The following is a 22,602-nucleotide window of genomic DNA, read 5'->3' as shown; positions in this document are numbered from 1 at the left end:
CGTGGTAGAAGTCGGTCGAGCCGTTGGGGGTGAAGACCAGGCTCTGGTAGTCGAGGTCGTTGTCGCCGCTGAAGAGCTGGGTGAAGAAGTCCGGCACCTCCGGCGTGGTGAAGCTGTAGCAGGTCGGGTCCTGCGCGACGTTGCCGGCCTCATCGGCGGCTTCGACCTTGTAGTAGTACGTTGTGTCGTCGGTCAAACCAGCGAGGCTGACCACGGGCGCGAGGCTGTACGCGTTGCCGCTGGCTTCGTTCACGAGCGCGCCGCACGTGAGCCCGTAGTACACCTTGCCTTGCGCGGGCTCGTTGACGTCGAACGTGATATCCGCGGAACGGGCCTGGATGTTCATCGCCTCGACGTTGCTGATGATCGGCGGCGTGCAATCCACGGTGGCGGTTGCCGTCACGACGATATTGGTGCCGCCGAGGCCGTCATCCGCGTCGATGTACGTGGCGGTGAGCGTGTCTCCGGGGGCGACAAGCAGGACACCGGCTGAGTTGGTCCCGCTGAGCGGCAGCGTACCTTCAAACCACGCGGTAGCCGGCCCGGATTCGGTGAGCACGACGCTCTCTCCGGCGGGCTCGGAGTTGGACGCGAGCGTGACCGTGACGGTCTCGACGACGGCGTCATCGGTGTTCAGGCCGCAGTCGTTGACGGTGATATTGGCTGTACTTTCGCACGCGTACGTGGGCCGATCGAGTTCGATCGTGCCGGCGTCCGTGCAGAGCGGGTCGCCGATGCGCATGTAGTAGACATCCTGCTCGCCGTTGAAGGTCGTGGAAAAGGCGAGGTGCGCGCCGCGGTTGTCCGAGATCATGTGGTAGTAGTCGCCGATCTTGTTCTGCTGGGGCCAGCCGACGTGGGGGTTCCACGCCGGGGTGAGCTGTTCATTCGGTGACCAGGTCAGGCCGCCGTCGGTGGAGTAGCTGTAGAACAGTTCGGACAGGTAGGTGCCGGTATGGTTGCGCGTGTCGTTCCAGATGGCGTCGATGCGGCCGTTGGGCGCGACGGACATCGTGCCGAACCACTGCCAGGCGCCGTTGCCGACCGGGTCGTCGTTGATCCGCAGCGGCGTGCTCCAGGTTTGGCCGCCGTTGGTGCTGCGGGAGAACATGATGTCGAGGGGGTCCGCGCCGGCGGGGTCGACGGAGCAGAGCATGTAGAGGTAGCCGTGGGTGGGGCCGCCGGAGCGGTCGACGCCGAGCCAGACCTGTCCGAGCAGGCCGCCGGGGTTTGGCCCGGAAGACATCACCATGCTGCCGCCGAGGTTGACGGTGGTGGAGTATTGCCACTGGGCGGGCATCAGCGAGTTCCACATGGTGGTGGACTTGGCGAAGACGAAGCCGTCGCCGCAGACGTAGAGGGTGCTGTCGGCGCCGATGGCGAAGGTGCCCCACATGGCGGAGCCGGGGATGGACGTGCAGGCGAGGTATGAGTTGCCGCCGTCGTAGGAGCGGGTGAAGTGGCCGGAGCAGATGCTGTAGTACTCGGTCCAGAACGCGTAGATGTTGCCGTCGCCGGGGCCGCCCGTGTCGTCGATGTTCATCCACTGCTTGTCGCCGCCCCAGGCGTAGACGCCGGCGTCCCAGGTGGCGCCGCCGTCATAGGAGCGGAAGACCTTGCACTGGTAGCCGCCCTCGTTGGTGAGGCTGTTGTAGTAGAAGACGCCGGCGCTATCCGAGGCGAGCACGGGGTCCGAGCGGAAATGGCCGGGTTCGATCACGCCGGGGAAGGTCCAGGACTGGCCGCCGTCGGTGGTGTAGCCCCAGCCGGCCTGGCGGAAATCGCTGGTGATGGTGTTGAACTGGCGCCAGCCGATGGCCATTTTGTGCGGGTTGGTGGGGTCGACGGCGATGGAGGGCTCGTTGGCGGCGTCGCCGACGATGTTGGTGCCCACGGCGCTGACGTTGACCTGCACGCTGACGCCGCGGCCATACGTCCAGCGCAGGGCCGGGGTGGTGCGCTGCATTTCGCGTGGGACGACGATGTACGGATCGCGCGGCACCTCGTGTTGTCCCGGCACGGGCGCAATCGCCGGAGCGTCCTTGTCAGATTTCGGCGCATCCTGTCCCCAGCCGGGAGCCTGGCACGCCAGTATTGCTGACCAGATGGTTAGTAGAAGCCGTGTGCGAGACGACATGCGCGCTCTCCTGCTCGGTGGTTCCTGTTGGGGATGGTGAGCCACTCCGGATTCCCGGACCGGGCACCCCCGCGGGCGCAGCGGCCCGTTCCCGGTCGCTTACATCTGTCGATCGTATCTATCGGCTGGCTTGAACTCAAGTTTTTCCGGTTGGGCGGGCCGGGGCGCGCGCCAGGCCCCGGCGCCGGGGCGGCTCGTCCAGGGGACAGTGGGTCGGCCCTGGCGCTGCCGGGCGGGCCCCGCGGGGCGCACGTCATCGCGGGCCGCCGGCTGTTTGCCGGCGACCCGCGGTCGATATGGCCGACTCGCGAATGGACCGCAAGTCGGTGGCGTTTGCGGCTGAGCGGCGCGGTCTACTCCGTCAACCGGATGTAGCCGACGGTGCGGTCCGTGGCGTCGGTCGCGGTGGCAGCGGTCTTGAACCCGACGGTGTTCAGGCTGCAGTGGATGTCCAACGCCGGGCAGGCATATGGATCCTGACCCTCGGGGTCATCGGGCACTACGAAGGCGACGTTGCCGGGGCTGTACTGCAGATACGTGTCGGCCAGGAAGACGTAGCTGCCGTCCGGGACGACACACAGGCTGCCGGCGAAGCCGACCTGCCCGTTGTTGGTGGTGGCTCCATCGATGTACTGGTCCAGAGCGGCCTTGTCGAAGCCCGGCCCTGGGACCTCGCCGACCGCTGTCCGCTGCCAGCCGCCCACGCTGTCCGCCGCATCCAGATCGGCGAAGAAGGCGAACACATCGGCGCCGACATCCACGTCCGTGATGCCGTTGGCGTTGGTCAGCGCGACGACTGCGGGCGTGGCGAGGTTCACAAGGAAGGCCTGGGGGTAGCTCTGGTCGTCGAGCGCGATCAGATGGTCGCCGGAAATCTGCATCTGCGCGTCCCCGATTTCGTTCGGCAGCGCGATTTCGACGGGGTCGGCGGCCGGCGTCGCAAGATCATAGACATAGAGCGCGGTCGGCGAGCCGGCGGCGGCGACGACGCGCTGGGTGGCGGCGTCCACGGCGACCTGCTGGACGTTGAAGCCGCTGAACACATCCGGCGGGTTATTCAGCGAGACGACGACCGGCACCGCGCCGCTGACGTCGATGACCTTGATGATCTTGCCATCGGTGACGGTTCCGGCGTCGCAGCGGACGACGCAATAGTCGCCGTCGGCCTGGATGTGCCCGATGTCGTTGGCGCCGACGGGGATGTTCACGAGACGAATCGTGTCCTCGGGGATCATGGTGGGCGTGCCGCCGGCGTCGACGTCGAAGATGCTGACATGGAAGTTGCCGTCGACGAGGAAGATCGTCCGGCCGCCCACGGCGAAGCCCTTGGCGCGATACGGGCCGCCCGGGACGGGGGTGCCGGCGGTCGGGGCCTCGGACGGGATGATGTACGAGACGCCATCCAGGGCACCGGTGCCGAAGGCGATCAGATCGTCGCCGACGCGCAGGCCGGCGTCGTGGCGGACGGCGATGTTGGTCTTGACGATGACCAGGTCGCCATTGTCGCCGTTGTCACCGTTGTCGCCGTTGTCGCCGTTATCGCCGTTATCACCGTTATCACCGTTGTCCCCATTGTCTCCGTTATCGCCGTTGTCTCCATTGTCCCCGTTGTCGCCGTTGTCCAAGGAGGGAAAGAGCGTGTCGAAGAGGTTCTGACACCCGGTGGTCGGTGCCAGGAACGCGGGCACCGCGACCATCAATAACACGACCAGCATCCAGTTTCTCATCATCAATTCCTCACTTTGCTTTGCCTGGCACGTCCCGGCACGCGCCGGGCGTTTGTCTGCGCGGGAGCTGAAGCGTGGGGTCCGCGCGCCACGGCCTTCGGTTCCCTGACGGCAGGATTCCGCGCGGCGTGCCGGAAACGGACTGGCGACGGCACGTGGGCCCGCTCAGGCAGAGACGCGACAATGAGGGCTGGAACGCGCAACGGGGTGCGAATGATTCGGGGTTGCGCGCGGAGGTGGATGGCAAATGAACGCTCGCGAAGGGGATCCGGAACCGCTCCCTGGCGCGAGCATTCAGGAGCCTACGGCGACACTTGGCTATAGTGCGCGCCGAGTAACAACTTTATGCCTGGGTGGTCGGCGGCAAAGCGGCTCGCGCGGAAGACGCTGCCACTGGCGGGTCCGCCCATACCGGGTGGGCCACCGGGCGGAGGACCGCCGGCGCGGCCCAGACCGCCGCCGGGTGGCGGCATCGGCGGGCGGCGTCGCGGCTGCGAGGTGGGGGCGGCGCCCGGGGGGCCGGCCGGCTCGTCGGGGCCGCGCCGCTCCGAGTGTGGATTGACGTATTCCCAGACGGTCTCGCCGGCGGGTGTCACCTCGAGCATCCAGCCCTGCTCGCCGGCGCAGACCAGGGTGTTCCCGTTTGGCAGTCGTTCCGCCCCGGAGACGGAGTGTGAGAAGAACTCGCGCTTCCGGGCGTGCGTGTATTCCCAGCAGGGCTTGGACGGCCCATAGGCTTGGCCGCGCGCGAGCGTGTAGCTGCCATTGGCTTCGAGTGGTGGAACGATCTCGACCACGGATGAGTACTGCCCGCCCGGCCGCCCGCCTCCATTGTTGAAGACCAGCAGGTGCCCGGCACCGGGGAAGCCTTCCGGGATCCAGCGGGCGTCGTGTTGGGCGAAGAGCTGCTGATCGCTGGCGGTGCCGGCGCCGTACGCGCGCGGATTGCCCCAGCGATAGAGCAGGTCACCGCCGTGGCCGTAGCGGCCGCCCGCGTGACTGGCGGCCTCGCGCGTGGTGGTGCTGTGGTCGATGATCCAGATTTCGTTGAACGTGTGCACGCTGAGCGCGATCTGATCGAGCCTGGCGTTGTAGGCGACGGAATTCGTGTGGCACCAGTCGGCGCGCGGGTCGCCGCCGCCGAACCCGCGGGGCCCCGGCGGGCGCGGCCCTGGCTGGTCTTCGTCCTCGTCGTCGGATTCCGGGCCACCGACGTAGCCCAGCGCGCGCAGGCGGCGGATTTCCGCGGGTGTTTCCCGGGGAGCGACGCGCCGGTAGTTCAGGTTGACGAGTTCGGGATGCGCGGCGACGTCCCCGAAGTTCGACTTGCTCTCATCGAAATCCTGCACGAGGTGGTCCCAGACGTGCCACTCCCAGACGATCTCGCCTTCGTGGGGGCCCCGGGGTGCGACCTCGATGATGCAATCCGGCCAGAGTTCGTCGCCGAAGAGCTGGTCGGGGTCATATCCGGCCGCGATGGCCTCGTCAGCGGTTTTCTTCTCCCAGGCGATCATGAGCACGTTGCCATTGGGCAGGGGCTCGATGTCATGGTGCAGGCAGTGCTCGTCGTTGGCGTAGACGAACTCCCAGAGCACCTTGCCGTCGGGCGCGAGGCGTTCGACACGTCCACCGATGCCGCCGCCGCCGAAATGCCGGAGGCGCGGTTCGCGCGCGCCGCGGAGCAGGGACCCATCGTCGAGCAGGTACACAGCCTGGCCGGGCGTGTACTGGCTGGACCACGCGTGGACCACCGTGCCTGCGAGATCGATGAGGTACGTGGTGGTCGAGTTGAGCGGGGCGTACAGCGTGTAGCCGGGGTACGCGTCCGCGCGATTGACGAGCAGGCCGGTCTGCGTGGGGCCGGTCCGGCCGCGCGGACCACGCGGTGGCTGGGCCCAGGCGCTACTGCCAGCGAGGCTGAGCAGACAGAGGCACGACACGACGAGGCTACGGTACCGAGCGTTTACGCGAAGCATGCGGGCACCCTTCTCCCACGACGACGTGCGCAGTCTGTCGCCGGCGACCGAGCCAGCGTCGCACACTATATAACACGGGCGACGGGCGCCTTTATTCGTTCAACGTGCGGCGAGCGGCGGCGGTGTACCGCGCGCGTCCGCGGCCGGACGCTCGGTGCAGCGCAGCGTCGTAAGCCCAGCCGGCAGCGCGTGCTGTGTTCCATCGGGCAGGGTCGCCTGCGCCTCCACGCCAGCCGGAATTTCCGCAGTCAGCTCGAATTCGCCGCCAGCTCGTCGCCAGCGGCTGGCGACGCGGCCGGCGGGGCTTTCGAACGCGGCTTCGGCGTGCGCCAGTGTACCAGGGCTGGGCGCGATGAGAATCTTCTTCCAGCCGACGCTGCCGGGGGCCTGGCGGATGCCGGCGACGTACGCGTAGTGCCATTCATTCAGATGGCCGAGCATGAAGTGGTTCAGGCTGTTGCCGGTGCCGGGCTTGGCGTCCCAGCTCTCCGGCAGGGTCGTCAGGCCGCTCTGAACCATGAAGCCGTAGCTGCCGCGTTCGGTCCGACTGTAGACCTTGTGCAGGACGTCGGCGCGGCCGGCCTCGGCGAGGGCGCGGATCAGTAAGACGTGCAGCACCTCGCCGGTTGTCTGCTGGTAGCCGCGCTGCACCAGGTCGTCGACGATTGCCTGGACCAACGCCGGCCGGTCCGCCGTGGGCACGAGGTCCAGGCACAGGGCGGCGGCGTTGCCGGCCTGGCAGGAGCCGTTGTTCTTCACCATCTTCGCGTTGGCGTCGTAGAAGTGCCGTTGAAAATCGCGCCGAATGGTCTCGAACAGCGTGCGATAGCGCACGGCATCGTCGGCGCGGTCGAGGACGGCTGCCGCTTCCGCCACGGTTGCCGCCGCCCCGGCCCACACGGCGGTGGCGCTGACCTCGTTGGGGGTCCACTGAGACGGGCCGTCGCCCTTGCCGTGGCCGAAGTCGTACCAGTCGCCGAGATTGCTCTTGATGACGCCATCCTGGGCCTGCGTGGCGAGGTAATCGACGTAGCGTTTCATGCTGTCGAAGCTGGCGGCGAGGGCTTCCTTGTCGCCGTACCACACGTAGAGGTGCCAGGGGACCCAGACGCCGGCGACACCCCATTCCGGGGCTTCGTTCCAGAAGCCATGGGGCGGGATGCCAACGAGGTAGTTGGGGCAGTTGGTGGGGATGTGTCCGTCGGGAAGCTGCGTGTCGCGCAGGTCGCGGGTGACTTTGCGGAGCCAGTCATGGATGTCGTAGCCGTAGCTCATGGCGCGGGCCATGTGCCAGTTCTGCTCCTGCCAGCCGTTCTTCTCGCGGTGGGGGCAGTCGGTGGGCACGTAGCTCATGTTCGAGCGGATGGCCCAGTCGATGATGCGGTGGGTGCCGTTTTGCAGGTCATCCGTGCAGGCGAACGTCCCGACGATCCGGTTGGCGGCGCGGGTGTGGACGAGCTCCAGGCGCTTGAGCACGGGGAGGCCCTGTGGATTGGGTTTTCCTTCCGGCACGGCGCCGGTGACTTCGACGTACTGGCAACCCACGTAGCAGAACAGGGTCTGGTGCGACTCGGGTCCGCCGCCGTGCAGCGTGTAGTCGTGCCAGATGTCCTTGCCGGTGCCCCAGGTGTAGGTGAATTTCACGCGGCCAGTGGGGTCCATGTACTCGCACGGTTTGAAGCGGACGGTCTGGCCGGCCGGGCCGTCGAGGGTGAAGCGGAGCAGTGCGGAGCAGTTCTGCGGGAAGACGTAGGTAAAGATGCCCGGCTCGGGCTCCTTGATCTCCTTGGGCTCGAAGACCTCGAAGGTGCGCAGCCCGGGCATGGCCAGCGGCGCGAGCTCGGCCGGCGGCGCGGCCACGACCTGCACCGGCTGCCAGGCGTGATCGTCGAACCCGGGCTGGTCCCAGCCGGTGGGTTCCTGGCCGGCGTCGTAGTCTTCGCCCGCGTAGATATGCGAGAACGTCAGCGGGCCGTCGCTCCATCTCCAGGAGGCATCGGAGACGATGACCTGTTCGCGCCCGTCGGCCGTCTCGATGCGGGCTTCGAGCCAGAGCAGGTAGGGCTGTCCTTTCGAGTAGTCGGGCATCGCATCGGTCTTGACGAAACGTCGCTCGTGATTGGCCGCGGTGACCTGCCAGAAGGAGTTGCCCAGCCGCACGCCCCAGGCGTTTGCGCCCGGGCGCAGCAGCCCGGTGATGTCGAACTCCTGCCAGAACAGCGTCTTGTCGTACTGCGACCACGCTTGGTTGGCGACCGTATCGCCCACGACCTGGCCGTTCAGGCGTAGCTCGTAATGGCCCAGGCCGATGACGCGCACCGTGGCCTTGGTCGGCTGGTCGGCGAGGGTGAATGCGCCGCGCAGCAGCGGGCAGGGCCGATCCGACGTGGCTGCGGCGTCCGGTCGCTGCGGTGCGATCCAGTGGGGCTCGGCCGTGGCGCAAGCGAGCACGGTTCCCAGTTGCACAACCGCCACGAGGCACACAGGGGTTCTCATCGGGCTGCCCTCGGATGCGAAGCACTTCCAGCGCACGTCACCGCGACGGCGCTTGCGCGTATTATGCCTGGTCGGGGCGCCGATGCACGCGGGCGCGGCTTGACACGACGGGCCGGAAGCGTAATATTCACGCTGCAGTGAATAAACCGCACCAGGTGGCTGTGCGCCAGAAGCGCGAACGTCAGGCGGCGCTTCTCCGTTTGGTTCGCCAGCAGCCCATCCGGAACCAGAACCAGCTTGTGCGCTTGCTCAACCGGCGGGGGTTCTCTGCCGCGCAGGCGAGCGTCAGTCGTGACGTGCGCGAGCTAGGGCTGGTCAAGCTCAATGGCCGTTACGTGCCCGCCGGCCGGGTGGCCGCGGCGCGCCGCCCCGACGGCCGCGGGACCCCGCCTGACGAATTAATCGTGGGTGTGACGCCGGTCGGCGCGAACCTGCTCATCGTGAAGACGCCCATCGGGGCCGCGAGCGCGCTGGCCGTGGAACTCGACCGGTTGGCCCTGCCGGAGATTGCCGGCACGATCGCGGGGGACGACACGGTGTTCGTGGCCGTCCACAGCCGGGCGGCGCAGGGCCGCGTGCTCGCCCACCTGAAGACGCCGCACGGCGCTGCGCCCAACCCGGCGGGTTCGACCGAACCGCCCGACTCCTGACGGGGCCGCTCCCCGGCAAGGCCAGACACGCATGCCCAGGCGACCGGACATCCAGCGGGTGCTGATCATCGGCAGCGGCCCGATCATCATCGGCCAGGGCTGTGAGTTCGACTATTCCGGCACCCAGGCCTGCCGGGCGCTCCGGGACGAAGGCATCGCGGTTGTGCTGCTCAACAGCAACCCCGCGACGATCATGACCGACCCGGAGCTGGCTGAGCGGACCTACCTGGAGCCGATCACGCCCGAAGTGCTCGACCAGATCCTCGCCCGCGAGGCCGCGCGTGGCACGCCAGTGGATTCCATTCTGCCAACCCTTGGCGGCCAGACGGGCCTGAACACCGCGCTGGCGGCGCACGAGCACGGCATTCTGGCGCGCCACCACGTGCGGCTGATCGGCGCCGACTGCGACACGATCCGCCGAGCGGAGGACCGCGACGAGTTCAAGCGCACGGTGAATTCGGTCGGCATCGATTGCCCGCGTTCCGACATCGCGACGTCGTACGAGCAGGCCTGCCGCGTGCTCGAGGTCATCCCGCTGCCAGCCTGCATTCGCCCGGCGTACACGCTCGGTGGCACGGGCGGCGGCATGGCGCACAATGCGGCCGAATTCGAAGCGCTCGTCCGGGACGGGCTGGCGCAGTCGCCCATCGGGCAGGTGCTGATCGAGGAGGACCTCACCGGCTGGAAGGAGTTCGAGCTCGAGATGATGCGCGACCGCCGCGACAACGTGGTGGTCGTCTGCTCCATTGAGAACCTGGACCCGATGGGTGTTCACACCGGCGACTCGGTGACGGTGGCGCCGGCGCAGACGCTGACCGACAGGGAATACCAGCGCATGCGCGACGCCGCCATCGCGATCATGCGGGCGGTGGGCGTGGACACCGGCGGGTCGAACATTCAGTTCGCGGTGCATCCGCAAACCGGGCGGATGCTGGCGATCGAGATGAACCCGCGCGTGTCGCGCTCGTCCGCGCTGGCATCGAAGGCGACCGGCTATCCGATCGCCAAGATCGCGACCAAGCTGGCGATCGGCTACACACTCGACGAGCTGCACAACGACATCACGCGGAACACGTCGGCGTGCTTCGAGCCGTCGATCGACTACTGTGTCGTGAAGATGCCGCGCTTCGCGTTCGAGAAATTCCCCGAGGCGGACGAGACGCTTACGACGTCGATGAAGTCGGTGGGCGAGGCCATGGCCATCGGCCGCACGTTCAAGGAGGCGTTTCAGAAAGCGATCCGCTCGATGGAGATCAAGCGCCCTGGGTATGGTCTGCACCCGGGCGACAAGTGGTTCGATGCGCTCCAACCCGAAGCCGCGACGAGCGAGCCGGACGTTGTCTGGATCGATGCGTTCGGGCACGAATCGGGGCCGCAGGGCGCGTTCGGGGGCACGTCGCTCAGCGAGCCGCCGGCCGACACGCAAGAGCACGCCGTGACGCATTGGCCGGTGCCGGCGGACGTGCTGGAGCAAAAGCTCCGCACGCCGTGCCAGGGCCGGTTGTACTACATCCGCTACGCATTCAAGCTGGGCTGGACCGTCGAGCAAATTCATGCGCTGACACACATCGACCCCTGGTTCCTCGATCAGCTCGCCGACCTGGTGGAGTTTGAAGAGCGGCTGCTGCGCACGCCGACCGGCAATGGCGGCGGGCTGCGGACGACGCCGGAGCTGGTGCAGACCTATCAGCAGGCCAAGGCGCGCGGCTACAGCGACGCGCAGCTCGGGCACATCTGGCGGCTGGAGGCGGCGGCGCTGCGGCGGTTGCGGCAGCAGCTCGACCGGCCGAAGTTCAAGCTGGTGGACACGTGCGCGGCGGAGTTCGAGGCGCAGACGCCGTACTACTACTCGACGCACGAACGTCCGCTGGCACAGGTGGTCCGCAGTGCGGACGCCGTCCGCGAGCTGCGCCGCCTGCACGAGTCGGGCCGCAAGACGGACCTGGGGGTGGCGATTCGCGGGCTGGGCATCGATGGTGCGTATCGCGCCCGTCCGCTCGACGACGAGCACGTGCTGGTCGAGTTGCATGACGACGAGCTGCGCGCGACGGACAAGCCGAAGGTCGTGATCCTCGGCGGCGGGCCAAACCGCATCGGGCAGGGGATCGAGTTCGATTACTGCTGCGTGCACGCGGCGCTGGCGGCGCGCGCCCAGGGTTTCGAGACGGTAATGATCAACTCGAACCCGGAGACGGTCAGCACGGACTACGACATCAGCGACCTGCTGTTCTTCGAGCCACTCACGCATGAGGACGTGCTCAACATTTGCGAGCGCTTGAACGGCCAGCCGTTCGGCGCCAACGCGACAGGCAATCGCGTGGTGGGCGTCGTCGTCCAGTTCGGCGGGCAGACGCCGCTGAACCTCGCCGCCGGGCTGCAGGAGGCACACGTGCCGATCCTCGGGACGACGCCGGGCAGCATTCACCTGGCGGAGGACCGCGAGCGTTTCCAGCAGATGCTGCAGGAACTGGGCCTGCGGCAGCCGGCGAACGGCATCGCGTTCTCGCGCGGCCAGGCGGCGGAGGTCGCCGAGCGGCTCGGCTACCCCGTGCTGGTCCGACCGTCGTACGTGCTCGGCGGGCGCGGCATGCAGGTCTGCAACCACGCGGGCGACGTGAACCGCTACATCGACGGCGCGCTGGGGGCGACGGATCGCGAGGTGCAACTCAGCCGGTCGAGCCCGATCCTGATCGAGAAATTCCTGCTCGATGCGATCGAGGTGGACGTGGACGCGATCGCCGACTACGGCTACCCGGGGCGCGATCCGTCCAGTGGGCGCTGCGACATTTGCGGCATCATGGAGCACATCGAGGAGGCCGGCATACACAGCGGCGACAGTTGCTGCGTGCTGCCGCCGTACTCGCTGTCGCCGGCGCTGGTGGACGAGCTGAAGTACCAGGTGAAAGTCATGGCCCGCCGACTGGGCGTGTGCGGGCTGATGAACGTGCAGTTCGCGATTCAGGGCGGTACGGTCTACGTGATCGAGGTCAACCCGCGCGCGTCGCGAACGATTCCGTTCGTGAGCAAGGCCACGGGCGTGCCGTGGGCGCAGATCGCGACGCAGGTGATGCTGGGCCGCTCGCTCGACGAGGCCCTGGCGCGCACGAATCTCCCCGCGGCGACGGTGGTCGCGGGCACGCCGGCCGGGCGGCGCGCCGATGCACGGGCCACGTCCGCGGCGGCGCCGCGTCATTTCGCGGTGAAGGCGCCGGTGTTTCCGTTCAAGAAGCTGCAGACGGTGGACTTTGCGCTGGGGCCGGAGATGAAGAGCACCGGCGAAGTCATGGGCATCGATCCGAGCTATGCGCTGGCGTTTGCGAAGGCGCTGCTGGCGGCGGGGCTGCGGCTGCCGACGACGGGGCGGGTGCTGGTCAGCGTGTGCGACGCCGACAAGCCGCGCGTCATCTCGATTGCGCGCGAGCTGCACGAGCTGGGATTCGAGATCTTCTCGACGCTGAAGACGCGCGACGTGCTGCTGGAGCATCACATTCCGGCGGTGCTGGTTTCCAAGCATGACGGGCGGGGTGCGCCGTTCCTGCTCGAGAAGATCAACGCCCGCGAGCTCGATCTGCTGATCAACACGCCGATCCACACGGGCAGCGCGACGGAAGAAGGCCGCTGGCGGGTCGCGTCCATTCGCCTGGGCATTCCGCTGATTACGACGCTGGCCGGGGCCCGCGCCGCGGTCGATGCCATCAAGGCCTTGCGGGCGCAGAAGATGGAGGTCGCGGCGCTGCAGGACTATCTCAGCGGCGGCTGGCCGGCCCGCGCGGTGGTCGCGGCACCGGAGGGAGTGCACTGATGCGCTGCAAGCTCGCCCTGGAGAACGGCTGCATCTTCGCCGGGCAGGCCTTCGGCGCGGCGGGCACACGCGCTGGCGAGGTCGTCTTCAACACCGCCCTGACCGGCTACCAGGAAGTGTTTACCGATCCGTCGTATTGCCGACAGATCGTGACCATGACGTATCCGCTGCTGGGCAACACCGGCATCAATCCGGAGGACTTCGAGGCGCGGGAGCCGTTCCTCGCCGGCGTGGTCATCAAGGAGCTGCCCCGGCGACCGAGCAACTACCGCGCGACGCGCGCCCTGGACGATTTCCTGGCGAAACACGGCATCGTCGGCCTGGCCGATGTCGACACGCGGGCGCTGACACGCCGGCTGCGGATCAGCGGGGCGTTGCGCGGCGTGCTGTCCACGGAGATCGACGACGATCTGGAGTTGGTGCGCCGGGCGCAGGCCGCCGAGCCGATGAGCGGTGCGAACCTCGTTCCACAGGTCGCGACGAAAGAGGTCGCCGCGTGGGATCAGCCGCTGGTGCGACTCGGCGATGAACCTGCCCCGCCGCGCCCGACGGCAGCCGCGCGCATCGTTGCCCTCGATTGCGGAATCAAGCACAACATTTTGCGGCACCTGGCCGAGTGGGGTGGCTTGCTCACGGTCGTTCCCGCGTCGGCCAGCGCTGCCGAGATCCGCGCGCTGCGGCCCGCCGGGCTGCTGGTGGGCAACGGACCCGGCGATCCGGCGGCGGTGACCGATCTGATTGCCACGCTGCGGAGCCTGCTGGGTGCGGTGCCGATGCTGGGCATCTGTCTGGGGCACCAGCTTCTGGCGCTGGCCATGGGGGCGCAGACCTACAAGCTGAGCTTTGGCCATCACGGGGCCAACATGCCCGTGCTCAACCGCGTCAGCGGGCGCGTCGAGATCACGAGCCAGAACCACGGTTTTGCGGTGGATGCCGCGTCGCTGGAGCGTGCCGGCGGCACTGTCACGCATGTGAATCTCAATGACGGCAGCCTCGAAGGCTATCTCCACCGCGACCACCGCATCGCCTGCGTCCAGTTCCACCCGGAGGCCAGCCCCGGGCCGCATGACGCCGGCTACCTATTCCGCCGGTTCGTGGAAGGGGTGGGGACGGGCGGCGACATCGCGGCGGTGTTTGCGGCGGCGGACCGGGCCGGATGACTGATCCGCGGCAGGGGCCGGCTGGGTTGCATCCCGCGCTCGCTTGGGGCAGACTCTGAAGACGAGGCCCAACGCTGCACGGCCGGGTACGACGGGCGACCCATGACCGAAGTCACGCGCATTCTCGAAGAACTGCGAAGGGGCGACCGGGCCGCGGTGGACCGGCTCCTGGTCGCGGTCTACGACGAGCTGCGCCGGCTGGCGGCGGCGAAGCTCGCGCATGAGCGGCCGGGCCAGACGCTCCAGGCGACGGCGCTGGTGCACGAGGCGTACCTGCGGTTGCTGGGCGGTAGTGGGGCGGAATTCGACAACAGCGCGCATTTCTTCACGGCGGCGGCCGAGGCGATGCGGCGGATCCTGGTCGAGTGTGCGCGGCGGAAGGCGCGAATCAAGCGCGGCGGGGGGCGACCGGGCCGAGAGATCGACGAAGCGGATGCGATCGTCATGCCCGACTCGATCGACCTCGTGGCGCTCGACGAGGCGCTGGGGAAGCTGAGTGGCGAGGACCCCGTGAAAGCCGAGCTGGTGAAGCTGCGTTACTTCGCGGGCCTGACCGTGGAGCAGGCGGGGCGGGTGCTGGGCATTTCGCGGGCGACGGCTGATCGATATTGGACGTTCGCCCGCACGTGGTTGTATTACGAGGTGGCGAAGGGCGACCAGCCCGAAGCGAAGACATAAGGGACTGAGGCGCCGCTGATCGTGGCGGCGCATGATGTCGTGGAGGCAGGCCGCGGCCCCGGGAACCGTCCCGGTGCGGCGACAGGGAGCAAGGCGGGAACGAGGTAGTGGCGACGCGGGATCACGAAAAGCTGGAGAGCCTGTTCTGTGCGGCGTTGGAGAAGGACTCCTGGGCCGAGCGGAGCGCGTTCCTCGCTGAGGCGTGCGGCGACGATTCCGCACTGCGCGCGCACGTCGAGGGATTGCTCAGCGCGCACGAGCGCGTCGGCTCGTTCCTGGACGTGCCCGCCGTCGACCCGGACGCGACCCTGAAAAGCCAACCCACCAACGAGTTGATCGGGACGCGGATCGGTCATTACCGGCTGTTGCAGGAAATCGGGGAGGGCGGCTTCGGCGTTGTCTACTTGGCCGAGCAGGAGCAGCCGGTTCGCCGGAAGGTCGCGCTGAAAATCATCAAGCTGGGCATGGACACGCGCGAGGTCATCGCCCGCTTCGAAGCGGAGCGGCAGGCGCTGGCGCTGATGGATCACCCGAACATTGCCCGCGTGCTCGATGGCGGCGCGACCGAGGCCGGCCGGCCGTACTTCGTGATGGAGCTGGTGAAGGGGGTGCGGATCACCAACTACTGCGACGAGCACAAGTTGCCGCTGGCGGAGCGGCTGCGCCTGTTCCTGCCGGTTTGCCATGCGATCCAGCACGCGCACCAGAAGGGCATCATTCACCGCGACCTGAAGCCCAGCAACGTGTTGGTGACGATCCAGGACGACCAGCCGGTCGCGAAGGTCATCGACTTCGGCATTGCCAAGGCGACCAGCCAGCGGCTCACCGAGAAGACGCTCTTCACCGGGTTCCAGCAATTCCTCGGCACGCCCGAGTACATGAGCCCGGACCAGCTCGCAGGCGGCGCGCTGGATGTCGACACGCGCACCGACATTTATTCACTGGGCGTGTTGCTGTACGAGCTGCTGGTCGGGGCGACGCCGTTCGATTCGGCCACGCTGCGGCAATCGTCGTTTGACGAAATCAAGCGGATTATTCGCGAGGTCGAGCCGCCCAAGCTGACCCTGCGCGTCCAGACTCTGCTCGCCCGGGGCCCGGACATCGCCGTCCGTCGGCAGTGCCTGCCGGCCGCGTTGCCGCGCCTGCTGCACGGCGATCTGGACTGGATCACGATGAAGGCGCTCGAGAAGGACCGCACGCGGCGCTATGCCACGGCCAAGGACCTGGCGGACGACATCGAGCGGCACCTGCGGCACGAACCGGTGGTCGCCGGCCCGCCGGGCGTCACGTACCGCGTGGGCAAGTTCATCCGGCGGCACCGGGTCGGTGTGCTGGCGAGTGCGATCGTCATTGCGGCGCTGCTGAGTGGGCTCTCGCTCGCGACGACGGCGCTGATCCAGGTGAATCGCGCCCGCGACGCGCTGGAGTTTGAGCGCGACGCGGCCCAGCAGGCGCGCGTCAGGGCCCAGGAGCACCAGGTGCGCGCCGAGGCGGCCGCCGCCGAGGCCCGGAAGCAGGCCGACCGGTCCGCGACCATCAACGCGTTTCTCCAGGAGATGCTGCGGTCGGTCGATCCGAGCCAGGCGCTGGGCCGCGAGGTCAGCGTGCGCTACGCGCTGGACGAGGCGGCCCGCAAGATCGAGCAGGGCGCCCTGGCCGCGCAGCCGGAAGTCGAGGCGGCGATCCGCATGACCCTCGGTGAGACGTACGCCGCCCTCGGGCTGTACCCGGTCGCCGAGACGCACCTGCGGGCCGCGCAGGAGACCCAAGTGCGCGTGCTGGGCGCGGAGCACCACGAGACGCTGCGGGCCAGCCGTGCGCTGGCCGGCGTGCTGCGCGTCCGCGGCCAGTTCGCCGAGGCCGAAGCGCTCCTGCGCGCCACGGCAGCGACGCAGCGGCGGGTGCTGGGCGAAGAGCACCCGGACACGCTGGCGACGATGACCGAGCTCGCGCTGGCGCTTTGGGGTCCGGGCCGGTTCGAGGAAGCAGAGGTCATTCACCGCCAGACGCTGGGCATCCAGCAGCGCGTGCTTGGCGAGGAAGATCGCCAGACGATCGAGTCCGCGGCGCATCTCGGCGCAGTTTGTCGGGTACTCGGCCGGCTCGACGAAGCCGAGCGCCTGCTGCAGCGGGCACTCGACCTGAGCCGCCGCACGCTTGGCGAAGAGCACCCGACCACCGCGGATGTGCTGACCAACCTCGGGCTGCTTCGGGAGGACCAGCGCGACAGCGCCGCGGCCGAGGCGGTCTTCCGCCGGGCCTATGAAATCGATTGTCAGGTCCTGGGGACCGACCATCCGCGGACGTTGATCGCGATGAACAACCTGCTGCGGGTCCTGCAGGTGGCGGGCAATTTGGACGCGATCCGCCCGCTGATCGCCGAGCGTCTCGCCCGGCTGCAGCGCGCGGCGGAGCGTCCCACGGCCGATGCAGCCGCGCTGCACGCCTATGCTTGGGAGCTGCTGCACTGCGAGCCGGCCGATCTGCGTGATGCTCAGGCGGCCCTCCCGGTCGCCCGGCGTGCCGTCGAGCTGGACGGCGGCCAGGACGCGGGGCTGCTGGAGACGCTGGCCCTGGCATACCGGGCGAATGGCGACCTGCGGCAGGCCGTCGACGCGCAGCGGCGCGCGCTCGCCCAGGCCCGGGCGGGCGGGCCGTACGACCGCAAGGAGCTCGAGGCGCAGCTCGCTGAGTACCTCTTCGAGAGCGGCGATTTCGTCGCGGCGGCCAGCGCGTCCTGGGAGGGGCTGGCGGCGCGGCTGGGCCCCGCGCTCAACATCCACCCGGCGCCCGGCGCGGACGTCGTCCGCCGCAGCGAAGCGCTCCTGCGCGACGGGCGCTACGACGAGGCCGTCGCGCTCCTGCGCGGGTGCGTCGCCCTGCGGGAAAAGTCGTTGCCCGCGGGCAGTTGGCTGATTGCCGAAACCAACAGCCAGTTGGGGGCCGCGCTCGCGGCGAGCGGCAAGCTCGCGGAGGCGGAGCCGCTGCTGCTGGGGGCGTGCGCGGCCCTGGTGGCGCGCGAGGGGGTACCCGTCGACAACCAGCGCCGGGCCGTGAGCCGGGTCGTGCGACTTTATGAGACCTGGGGCAAGCCGGCCCAGGCGACCGAGTGGCGCCAGAAGCTCGAAGCCCTGTCCGGCGCGGCCCGCGACGGGGGCTGAGCCGGCGGCCATCCCGCGGCCGCACGGGGTACCACAAATTCCGGTGACACTGAGGCGCGCGGCGGCGCAACGGCGCATTGCGGATTAGGTACGCCGCCTGGCCCGTGCCGGGCGCCGCGTGACCTGCAGCGCGGGTGACACGCACACACGACCGGCACTCGCCGTAGACAAGGAGCCCGGACCATGAATCTCATCGCACACTACTGGGGTGGCGTGTTGATCAGCACCCTGCTGACCGTGATCCCGGCGCCGCCGGCGGAATCCAACCGGGCGGAGTTCACGCTGGCCGGGTACGTGCCGAACGACGTGTTCCTGTTCGTTGCGGGGCGGCACAACCCCGAGCGCGACTTTCTCGACCGTTACTGGGACGAGGTCTTCACGGCCCTGCGTCAGAGTGGCGTGGGCACCGATTTGCTCGAGCTGCTCGGCACCCTTTTCCAGGGTGACCAGAAGGCGGAGTTCATGCGGCTCAAGGACCGCGCGACGCAACTGCTGGCCGGCGTCGACTGGGAGCAGTTGGCGGGGAAGGAGATGGTATTTGCCGAGCGGCTGGCGCAGCCACTCAAGATCGGCGGCCAGGGGGTCGCCGTGATGCCGCAGATGGTCTGGCTCCTGCGCGGCACTCCGGAGGGGGCCGCGCAGAATTTCACGGGGCTGGAGGCGATCCTGGGCGCGATCGTGGAGGAGATCAACCGGCTGAGCGGCGCGGAGGCGCTCGCGCTCGAGCGCGGCCAGCGTCATGGTGCGTCGGTCACCACGATGAGCCTGACTGCGTGGGCCAGCGAAGTGCCCGCGGCGCCGGCCGCGCTGGCGCTGCGCGACGACATCATCATCATTGCGGTGGGCGAGCCGCTGCTGGATGACGTGCTCGAACTGATCAACAAGAGCGGGTCGAAGACGGCCGTCGGCGCGGACCCGCGCTTCAAGGCCGCATTTGCCAAGCTGCCACAGGCCGAAGACAGCATGACGTTTTTTGACATGCAGGCGCTGGCCACGTCCATGCAGACCATGATGGAGGGTGTCTTCAGTGTCGCCGGGGCGCCCAAAGACCTGCCGCTGGACTGGAGCATGGAGCCGAAGGCGAGCGCGCTGACCTCGCAAGCGATCCAGGCGTACCGGCAGCGCGACTACGCCCAGGCGCTGGCCTGCACGCAGAAGGCCTATGAGATCAGTCCCAAGAGCCCGATCATTCTGTACAACCTGGCGTGCTTCAGCGCCCTGAACGGTAAGCCGACCGAGGCGCTGGACTGGCTGGAGCAGGCCGTCAACGCCGGTTTCTACGCGCCGACCAAGATCTCCACCGACTCGGATCTCGAGAGCCTGCGCGACGAGCCGCGCTACAAGGCGGCGCTGGCCCGGGCCGGCGAGCTGGCTGATGAGTATCGCGCCGAAGATGTCATCGAGAATTCCGCCAAGACCGGCGAGGCCTATCAACTGCACCTGCAGGCCTGGCAGGCTTACGAACAGAAGGAGTACGAGCAGGGGCTGAAGCTGGCCGAGCAGGCTTTCGCGGTCGCGCCGCAGGACTCCCGCGTGCTGTACGACCTGGCCTGCTTCCACGCGCTGCTCGGGCACACCAGCACGGCGCTGGACTATCTCGAGAAGGCCGTCGCGGGCGGTTTCTACTGCCCGCGGCACATCGCCAAGGACCCGGACTTGGAGAGCCTGCGCGGCAGCGAGCGTTTTGCGGCGGCCTTGGCCAACGCCCGCAAGCAGGCCGCGGCGCGCGGCGCGCGCAGCGCCACCGACGAACTGTCCGTCGTGCGGCACTTCCTGGACCGCGTGACCTCCACGATGCGCATCATGGACTACGCGGCGACGGTGGAGCGCACCGAGGGCTACGCGACCCACATGGAATCGCTGGCCGTCCTGGTGTCGGATGCCCGCAAGAACCCCTTCTACGCGGTTTTGGGGCAGCGCCCGCCCGTGACGGACTGCACGCACTACCTGCCCGAGGAAACCGCCTCGTTCTCGGTCTCCAGCGGCGTGGACTGCGGCGCCCTGTACCGGTTCCTCGAGGACTCCGTCCGCGCAGCCGGCCCGGTCGGCGAAGAGATGCTCCAGAAATGGGCAGAAATCCAGAAGCAGATCGGCGTGGATGTGCAGCGGGACGTGGTCGCCTGGCTCGATGGCCAGTTCATCAGCGTCACGCTGGACGGCGAGCGCGGCTCAGTCTGGCTGGTCAAGGTGAAGGACGAGGAGACCGCCCGGTCCAAGGTCGGCGCGGCGCTCGGGTTCCTCTCGACGCAGCTCTCGGACGCGATCGCGAAGCAGCCGGCCCTCGCGGGCCTCGCCATGCTGGCTATTCACACGTCCGAGATTGAGGATCCGCGGCTGACCGGCTTCCAGAACATCCATTCCTCGTTCTCGCCGCAGCCGGCGGTGTGGGGCGTCCAGGATGGCTACCTGATGTTCGGTTCATCGGCGGACGCGGTGGCCCTGTGTCTGGCGACGGCGCGGGGCGAGCACCCGAACGTGCGGAAGAACGCCCGCGTGATGAGCGAAGCGCTCCTGCCGGATGGGCCGGTGGACAGCGTGTCGCTCGCGGATCAGCGCGGCCTGGGCGAGGAAATCGCCAAGGGCATCGGCATCGTCTCAATGGTGAGTGGCATGATGGGCGCATTTATCCCCGAGCCGTCCGTGCGGCCGGTGATCACGCGCCTGGCCGGTATCCTCGCCAAGCTGACGCCGGTGGTGCGCAAGATCAACTTCTTCAAGTCGACCGCCAGCGAGACGACGTTTGACGGGCTGGCGTGGCGCACGCGGACCGTGACGCACTATTTCTCGCCGGCGGAGCGCCCGACGACGGCCGGGGCGCGTTGAGGAGGCCGCGGGCAGGGCACCGCGCCGGCGGAAGGCAGGTGACACATGCCGTTCGACCGAATGTGGGCCACCGCGTTTGCCTGCTGCTGCCTGCAGCACGCGCTGCTGCTCGTGAGCCCGCAGCCGCTGTTTCCGCACCAGCGCACACACAAGAACTACACCGTGCACATGCGCACGCAGGTGCCGGGCGAGATCGTGGCGGTGCTGGACCGCGTGGACGCCCGGCTGGCGGTCAGCGAGCTCCATGACCCCGACGCCCACCATCGCATCTACATCGTCAACAGCCTGCCGCTGGCCCGCTCGTTGCTGCTGCGCAACCTCGAGTGCAGCTGCAACCTGCCGACCGGCGACACGTTCATCGCCAGTGCCGACGTGGCCAGCGACGTTGTACTTTGCCCGCCGCCCGACCCGCCGGCGCGGCCCACGCGGGCGCTCAGCGAGGTCATCGCGCACGAGATCACGCACGCGCTGGTGCGCCAGCACGTGGGCTGGCTGGCGCTGCGCCAGTTGCCGGACTGGATTGAGGAAGGCTACTGCGAGTACATCGCCAACGGCAGCGCCCTCGATCCGCAGGTGGGGGCGGCGCTGCTGCGCGCCGGCGCGCCGGCGGACACGCCCGGCCTGGCCCGCTTCCAGCATCGTCTGATGATCGCCTACCTGCTGAACGTGCAGCGCCTGCCGATCGATGACGTGTTGTGCCGCCCGCCCGACTACGCGACGGTGGCGGCCGCGGTGCTCACCGGCTTGCGCACCGATGAAGCCGCGTTCCTGCGCAAGCTGAGCGCGTCGACCGGCCTCTCGCAGGCTGCGGCGGCGGGTTTCAGCGATCCAGTGACCACGCGTTGAGTTTTCCGCGTTGCCGTGCGTCGGTTGCCGGCGCAGTCCAGGTCTGAGCAGGCGTGCTTCTATGTCCGCCGGCCCGCCGCTATCCTGACCCGCCGTGCCGGGGGCGCGGCGCAGGGTGAGCGACGATGAACGCGTGCAAGACACTACTCAGAACGGCGGAGATGACCACTCTCAGTCTGCTGCTCCTGACCGGCTGTGCCAGCACGGCACGCCCGACCGGTGACAAGCCGCTGCCGCCGTTCCGGGAAAAGCCGCGGACGTACGCTTGCCGCCGGGCGCCGGCACCGCCGATGGTGGACGGGCGCCTCGACGAGCCGGCGTGGTCCGCGGCGGCGTGGACGGAGGCGTTCGTGGATATTGAAGGCGCCGCCCAGCCGCTTCCGCGTTTCGAGACGCGGGCCAAGCTGATGTGGGATGACACGTACCTGTACATCGGCGCCGATCTCCAGGAGCCCCACGTCTGGGCCACGCTGCGCGACTACGACGCGATCATCTTCCACGACAACGACTTCGAGATCTTCATCGACCCCGACGGCGACCAGCGCGAGTACTACGAGATCGAGATCAACGCTTTCAACACGATCTTCGACCTGTTCCTCGTCCGCACCTACATCGCCGGCGGCCCCGCGCTGCACGCCTGGGACTGCAAGGGCCTGCGCTCCGCCGTGCACATCGACGGCACGCTCAATGACCCGACCGACATCGACCGCGGCTGGTCCGTCGAGTTTGCCATTTCCTGGGCCACGCTCAAGGAAGCCGCCCACCGCCCGGCCCCGCCGCGGCCCGGTGACACCTGGCGCATGGACTTCTCGCGCGTGCAATGGCTGACGCGCGTCGTCAACGGCGCGTACGAAAAGCTGCCGGAGACACGCGAGGGCAACTGGGTCTGGTCCCCGCCCGGCGTCGTGAACATGCACCTGCCCGAGCGCTGGGGGTACGTCACGTTCACGGCGGAATAGGCTCCGCCCGCCCGGCCCGCTGCCGATAACCCGCCGTCGCTGCTACCGGCCCAGCCCGGCGCGTGTATGATATACGGACCGGCCGGCACGTAACTGTTGCATGGGGGGCGGGTTGCCGCCGGCCGGGCGGTGGCGGATTTTTCGGCGGCGGCGCAGGGGCCCGGGAACCCGGGTGCCGTCCGGGCGT

The 22,602-nt window shown here is 68.5% G+C and carries 12 protein-coding genes; 8 read left to right on the top strand and 4 right to left on the bottom strand.

What is annotated here, in order from left to right:
- From KA383_09300 to KA383_09285, 4 genes are all read right to left on the bottom strand, one after another.
- The coding region (locus KA383_09300; GenBank protein ID MBP7746319.1) for an exo-alpha-sialidase at positions 1-2,137 on the bottom strand (2,137 nt) is incomplete at its 3' end.
- 353 nt (positions 2,138-2,490) lie between these two features.
- Positions 2,491-3,864 (bottom strand): hypothetical protein, encoded by a 1,374-nt coding sequence (locus KA383_09295; GenBank protein MBP7746318.1) that lies wholly within the window; start codon positions 3,862-3,864, stop codon positions 2,491-2,493.
- Positions 3,865-4,166: 302 nt separating this feature from the next.
- Positions 4,167-5,804, bottom strand: coding sequence for an aryl-sulfate sulfotransferase (locus KA383_09290; GenBank protein MBP7746317.1), 1,638 nt, complete (start codon positions 5,802-5,804; stop codon positions 4,167-4,169).
- 135 nt (positions 5,805-5,939) lie between these two features.
- Positions 5,940-8,336 (bottom strand): family 78 glycoside hydrolase catalytic domain, encoded by a 2,397-nt coding sequence (locus KA383_09285; protein MBP7746316.1) that lies wholly within the window; start codon positions 8,334-8,336, stop codon positions 5,940-5,942.
- Positions 8,337-8,350: 14 nt separating this feature from the next.
- On the opposite strand from KA383_09285, the gene KA383_09280 reads away from it, so the two are divergent.
- The 8 genes from KA383_09280 to KA383_09245 all read left to right on the top strand — a co-directional run bounded on the left by KA383_09280 (position 8,351) and on the right by KA383_09245 (position 22,415).
- Positions 8,351-8,986: a hypothetical protein gene (locus KA383_09280; protein MBP7746315.1), complete on the top strand. Its 636-nt coding sequence runs from the start codon at positions 8,351-8,353 to the stop codon at positions 8,984-8,986.
- A 31-nt stretch (positions 8,987-9,017) separates the two neighbouring features.
- On the top strand, positions 9,018-12,788 hold the full coding sequence (gene carB / locus KA383_09275) for a carbamoyl-phosphate synthase large subunit (GenBank protein MBP7746314.1): 3,771 nt from the start codon (positions 9,018-9,020) through the stop codon (positions 12,786-12,788).
- A complete protein-coding gene (gene carA / locus KA383_09270; protein ID MBP7746313.1) occupies positions 12,788-13,948 on the top strand; it encodes a glutamine-hydrolyzing carbamoyl-phosphate synthase small subunit in 1,161 nt (386 codons plus the stop codon). Before carB ends, carA begins: the two co-directional genes overlap by 1 nt.
- A 102-nt stretch (positions 13,949-14,050) precedes the next feature.
- A complete protein-coding gene (locus KA383_09265; GenBank protein MBP7746312.1) occupies positions 14,051-14,626 on the top strand; it encodes a sigma-70 family RNA polymerase sigma factor in 576 nt (191 codons plus the stop codon).
- Between the two features lie 107 nt (positions 14,627-14,733).
- Positions 14,734-17,787, top strand: coding sequence for a serine/threonine protein kinase (locus KA383_09260; protein MBP7746311.1), 3,054 nt, complete (start codon positions 14,734-14,736; stop codon positions 17,785-17,787).
- 183 nt (positions 17,788-17,970) lie between these two features.
- On the top strand, positions 17,971-20,610 hold the full coding sequence (locus tag KA383_09255) for a hypothetical protein (GenBank protein MBP7746310.1): 2,640 nt from the start codon (positions 17,971-17,973) through the stop codon (positions 20,608-20,610).
- A 45-nt stretch (positions 20,611-20,655) separates the two neighbouring features.
- Positions 20,656-21,456, top strand: a complete 801-nt coding sequence (locus KA383_09250; GenBank protein MBP7746309.1) for a hypothetical protein — start codon at positions 20,656-20,658, stop codon at positions 21,454-21,456.
- Positions 21,457-21,581: 125 nt separating this feature from the next.
- A complete protein-coding gene (locus KA383_09245; GenBank protein ID MBP7746308.1) occupies positions 21,582-22,415 on the top strand; it encodes a carbohydrate-binding family 9-like protein in 834 nt (277 codons plus the stop codon).
- Positions 22,416-22,602: the final 187 nt, after the last annotated feature.

The sequence above is a fragment of the Phycisphaerae bacterium genome (assembly GCA_017999985.1).
GTDB lineage: Bacteria > Planctomycetota > Phycisphaerae > UBA1845 > Fen-1342 > JAGNKU01.
This window is presented reverse-complemented; position numbering and strand designations above follow the sequence as displayed.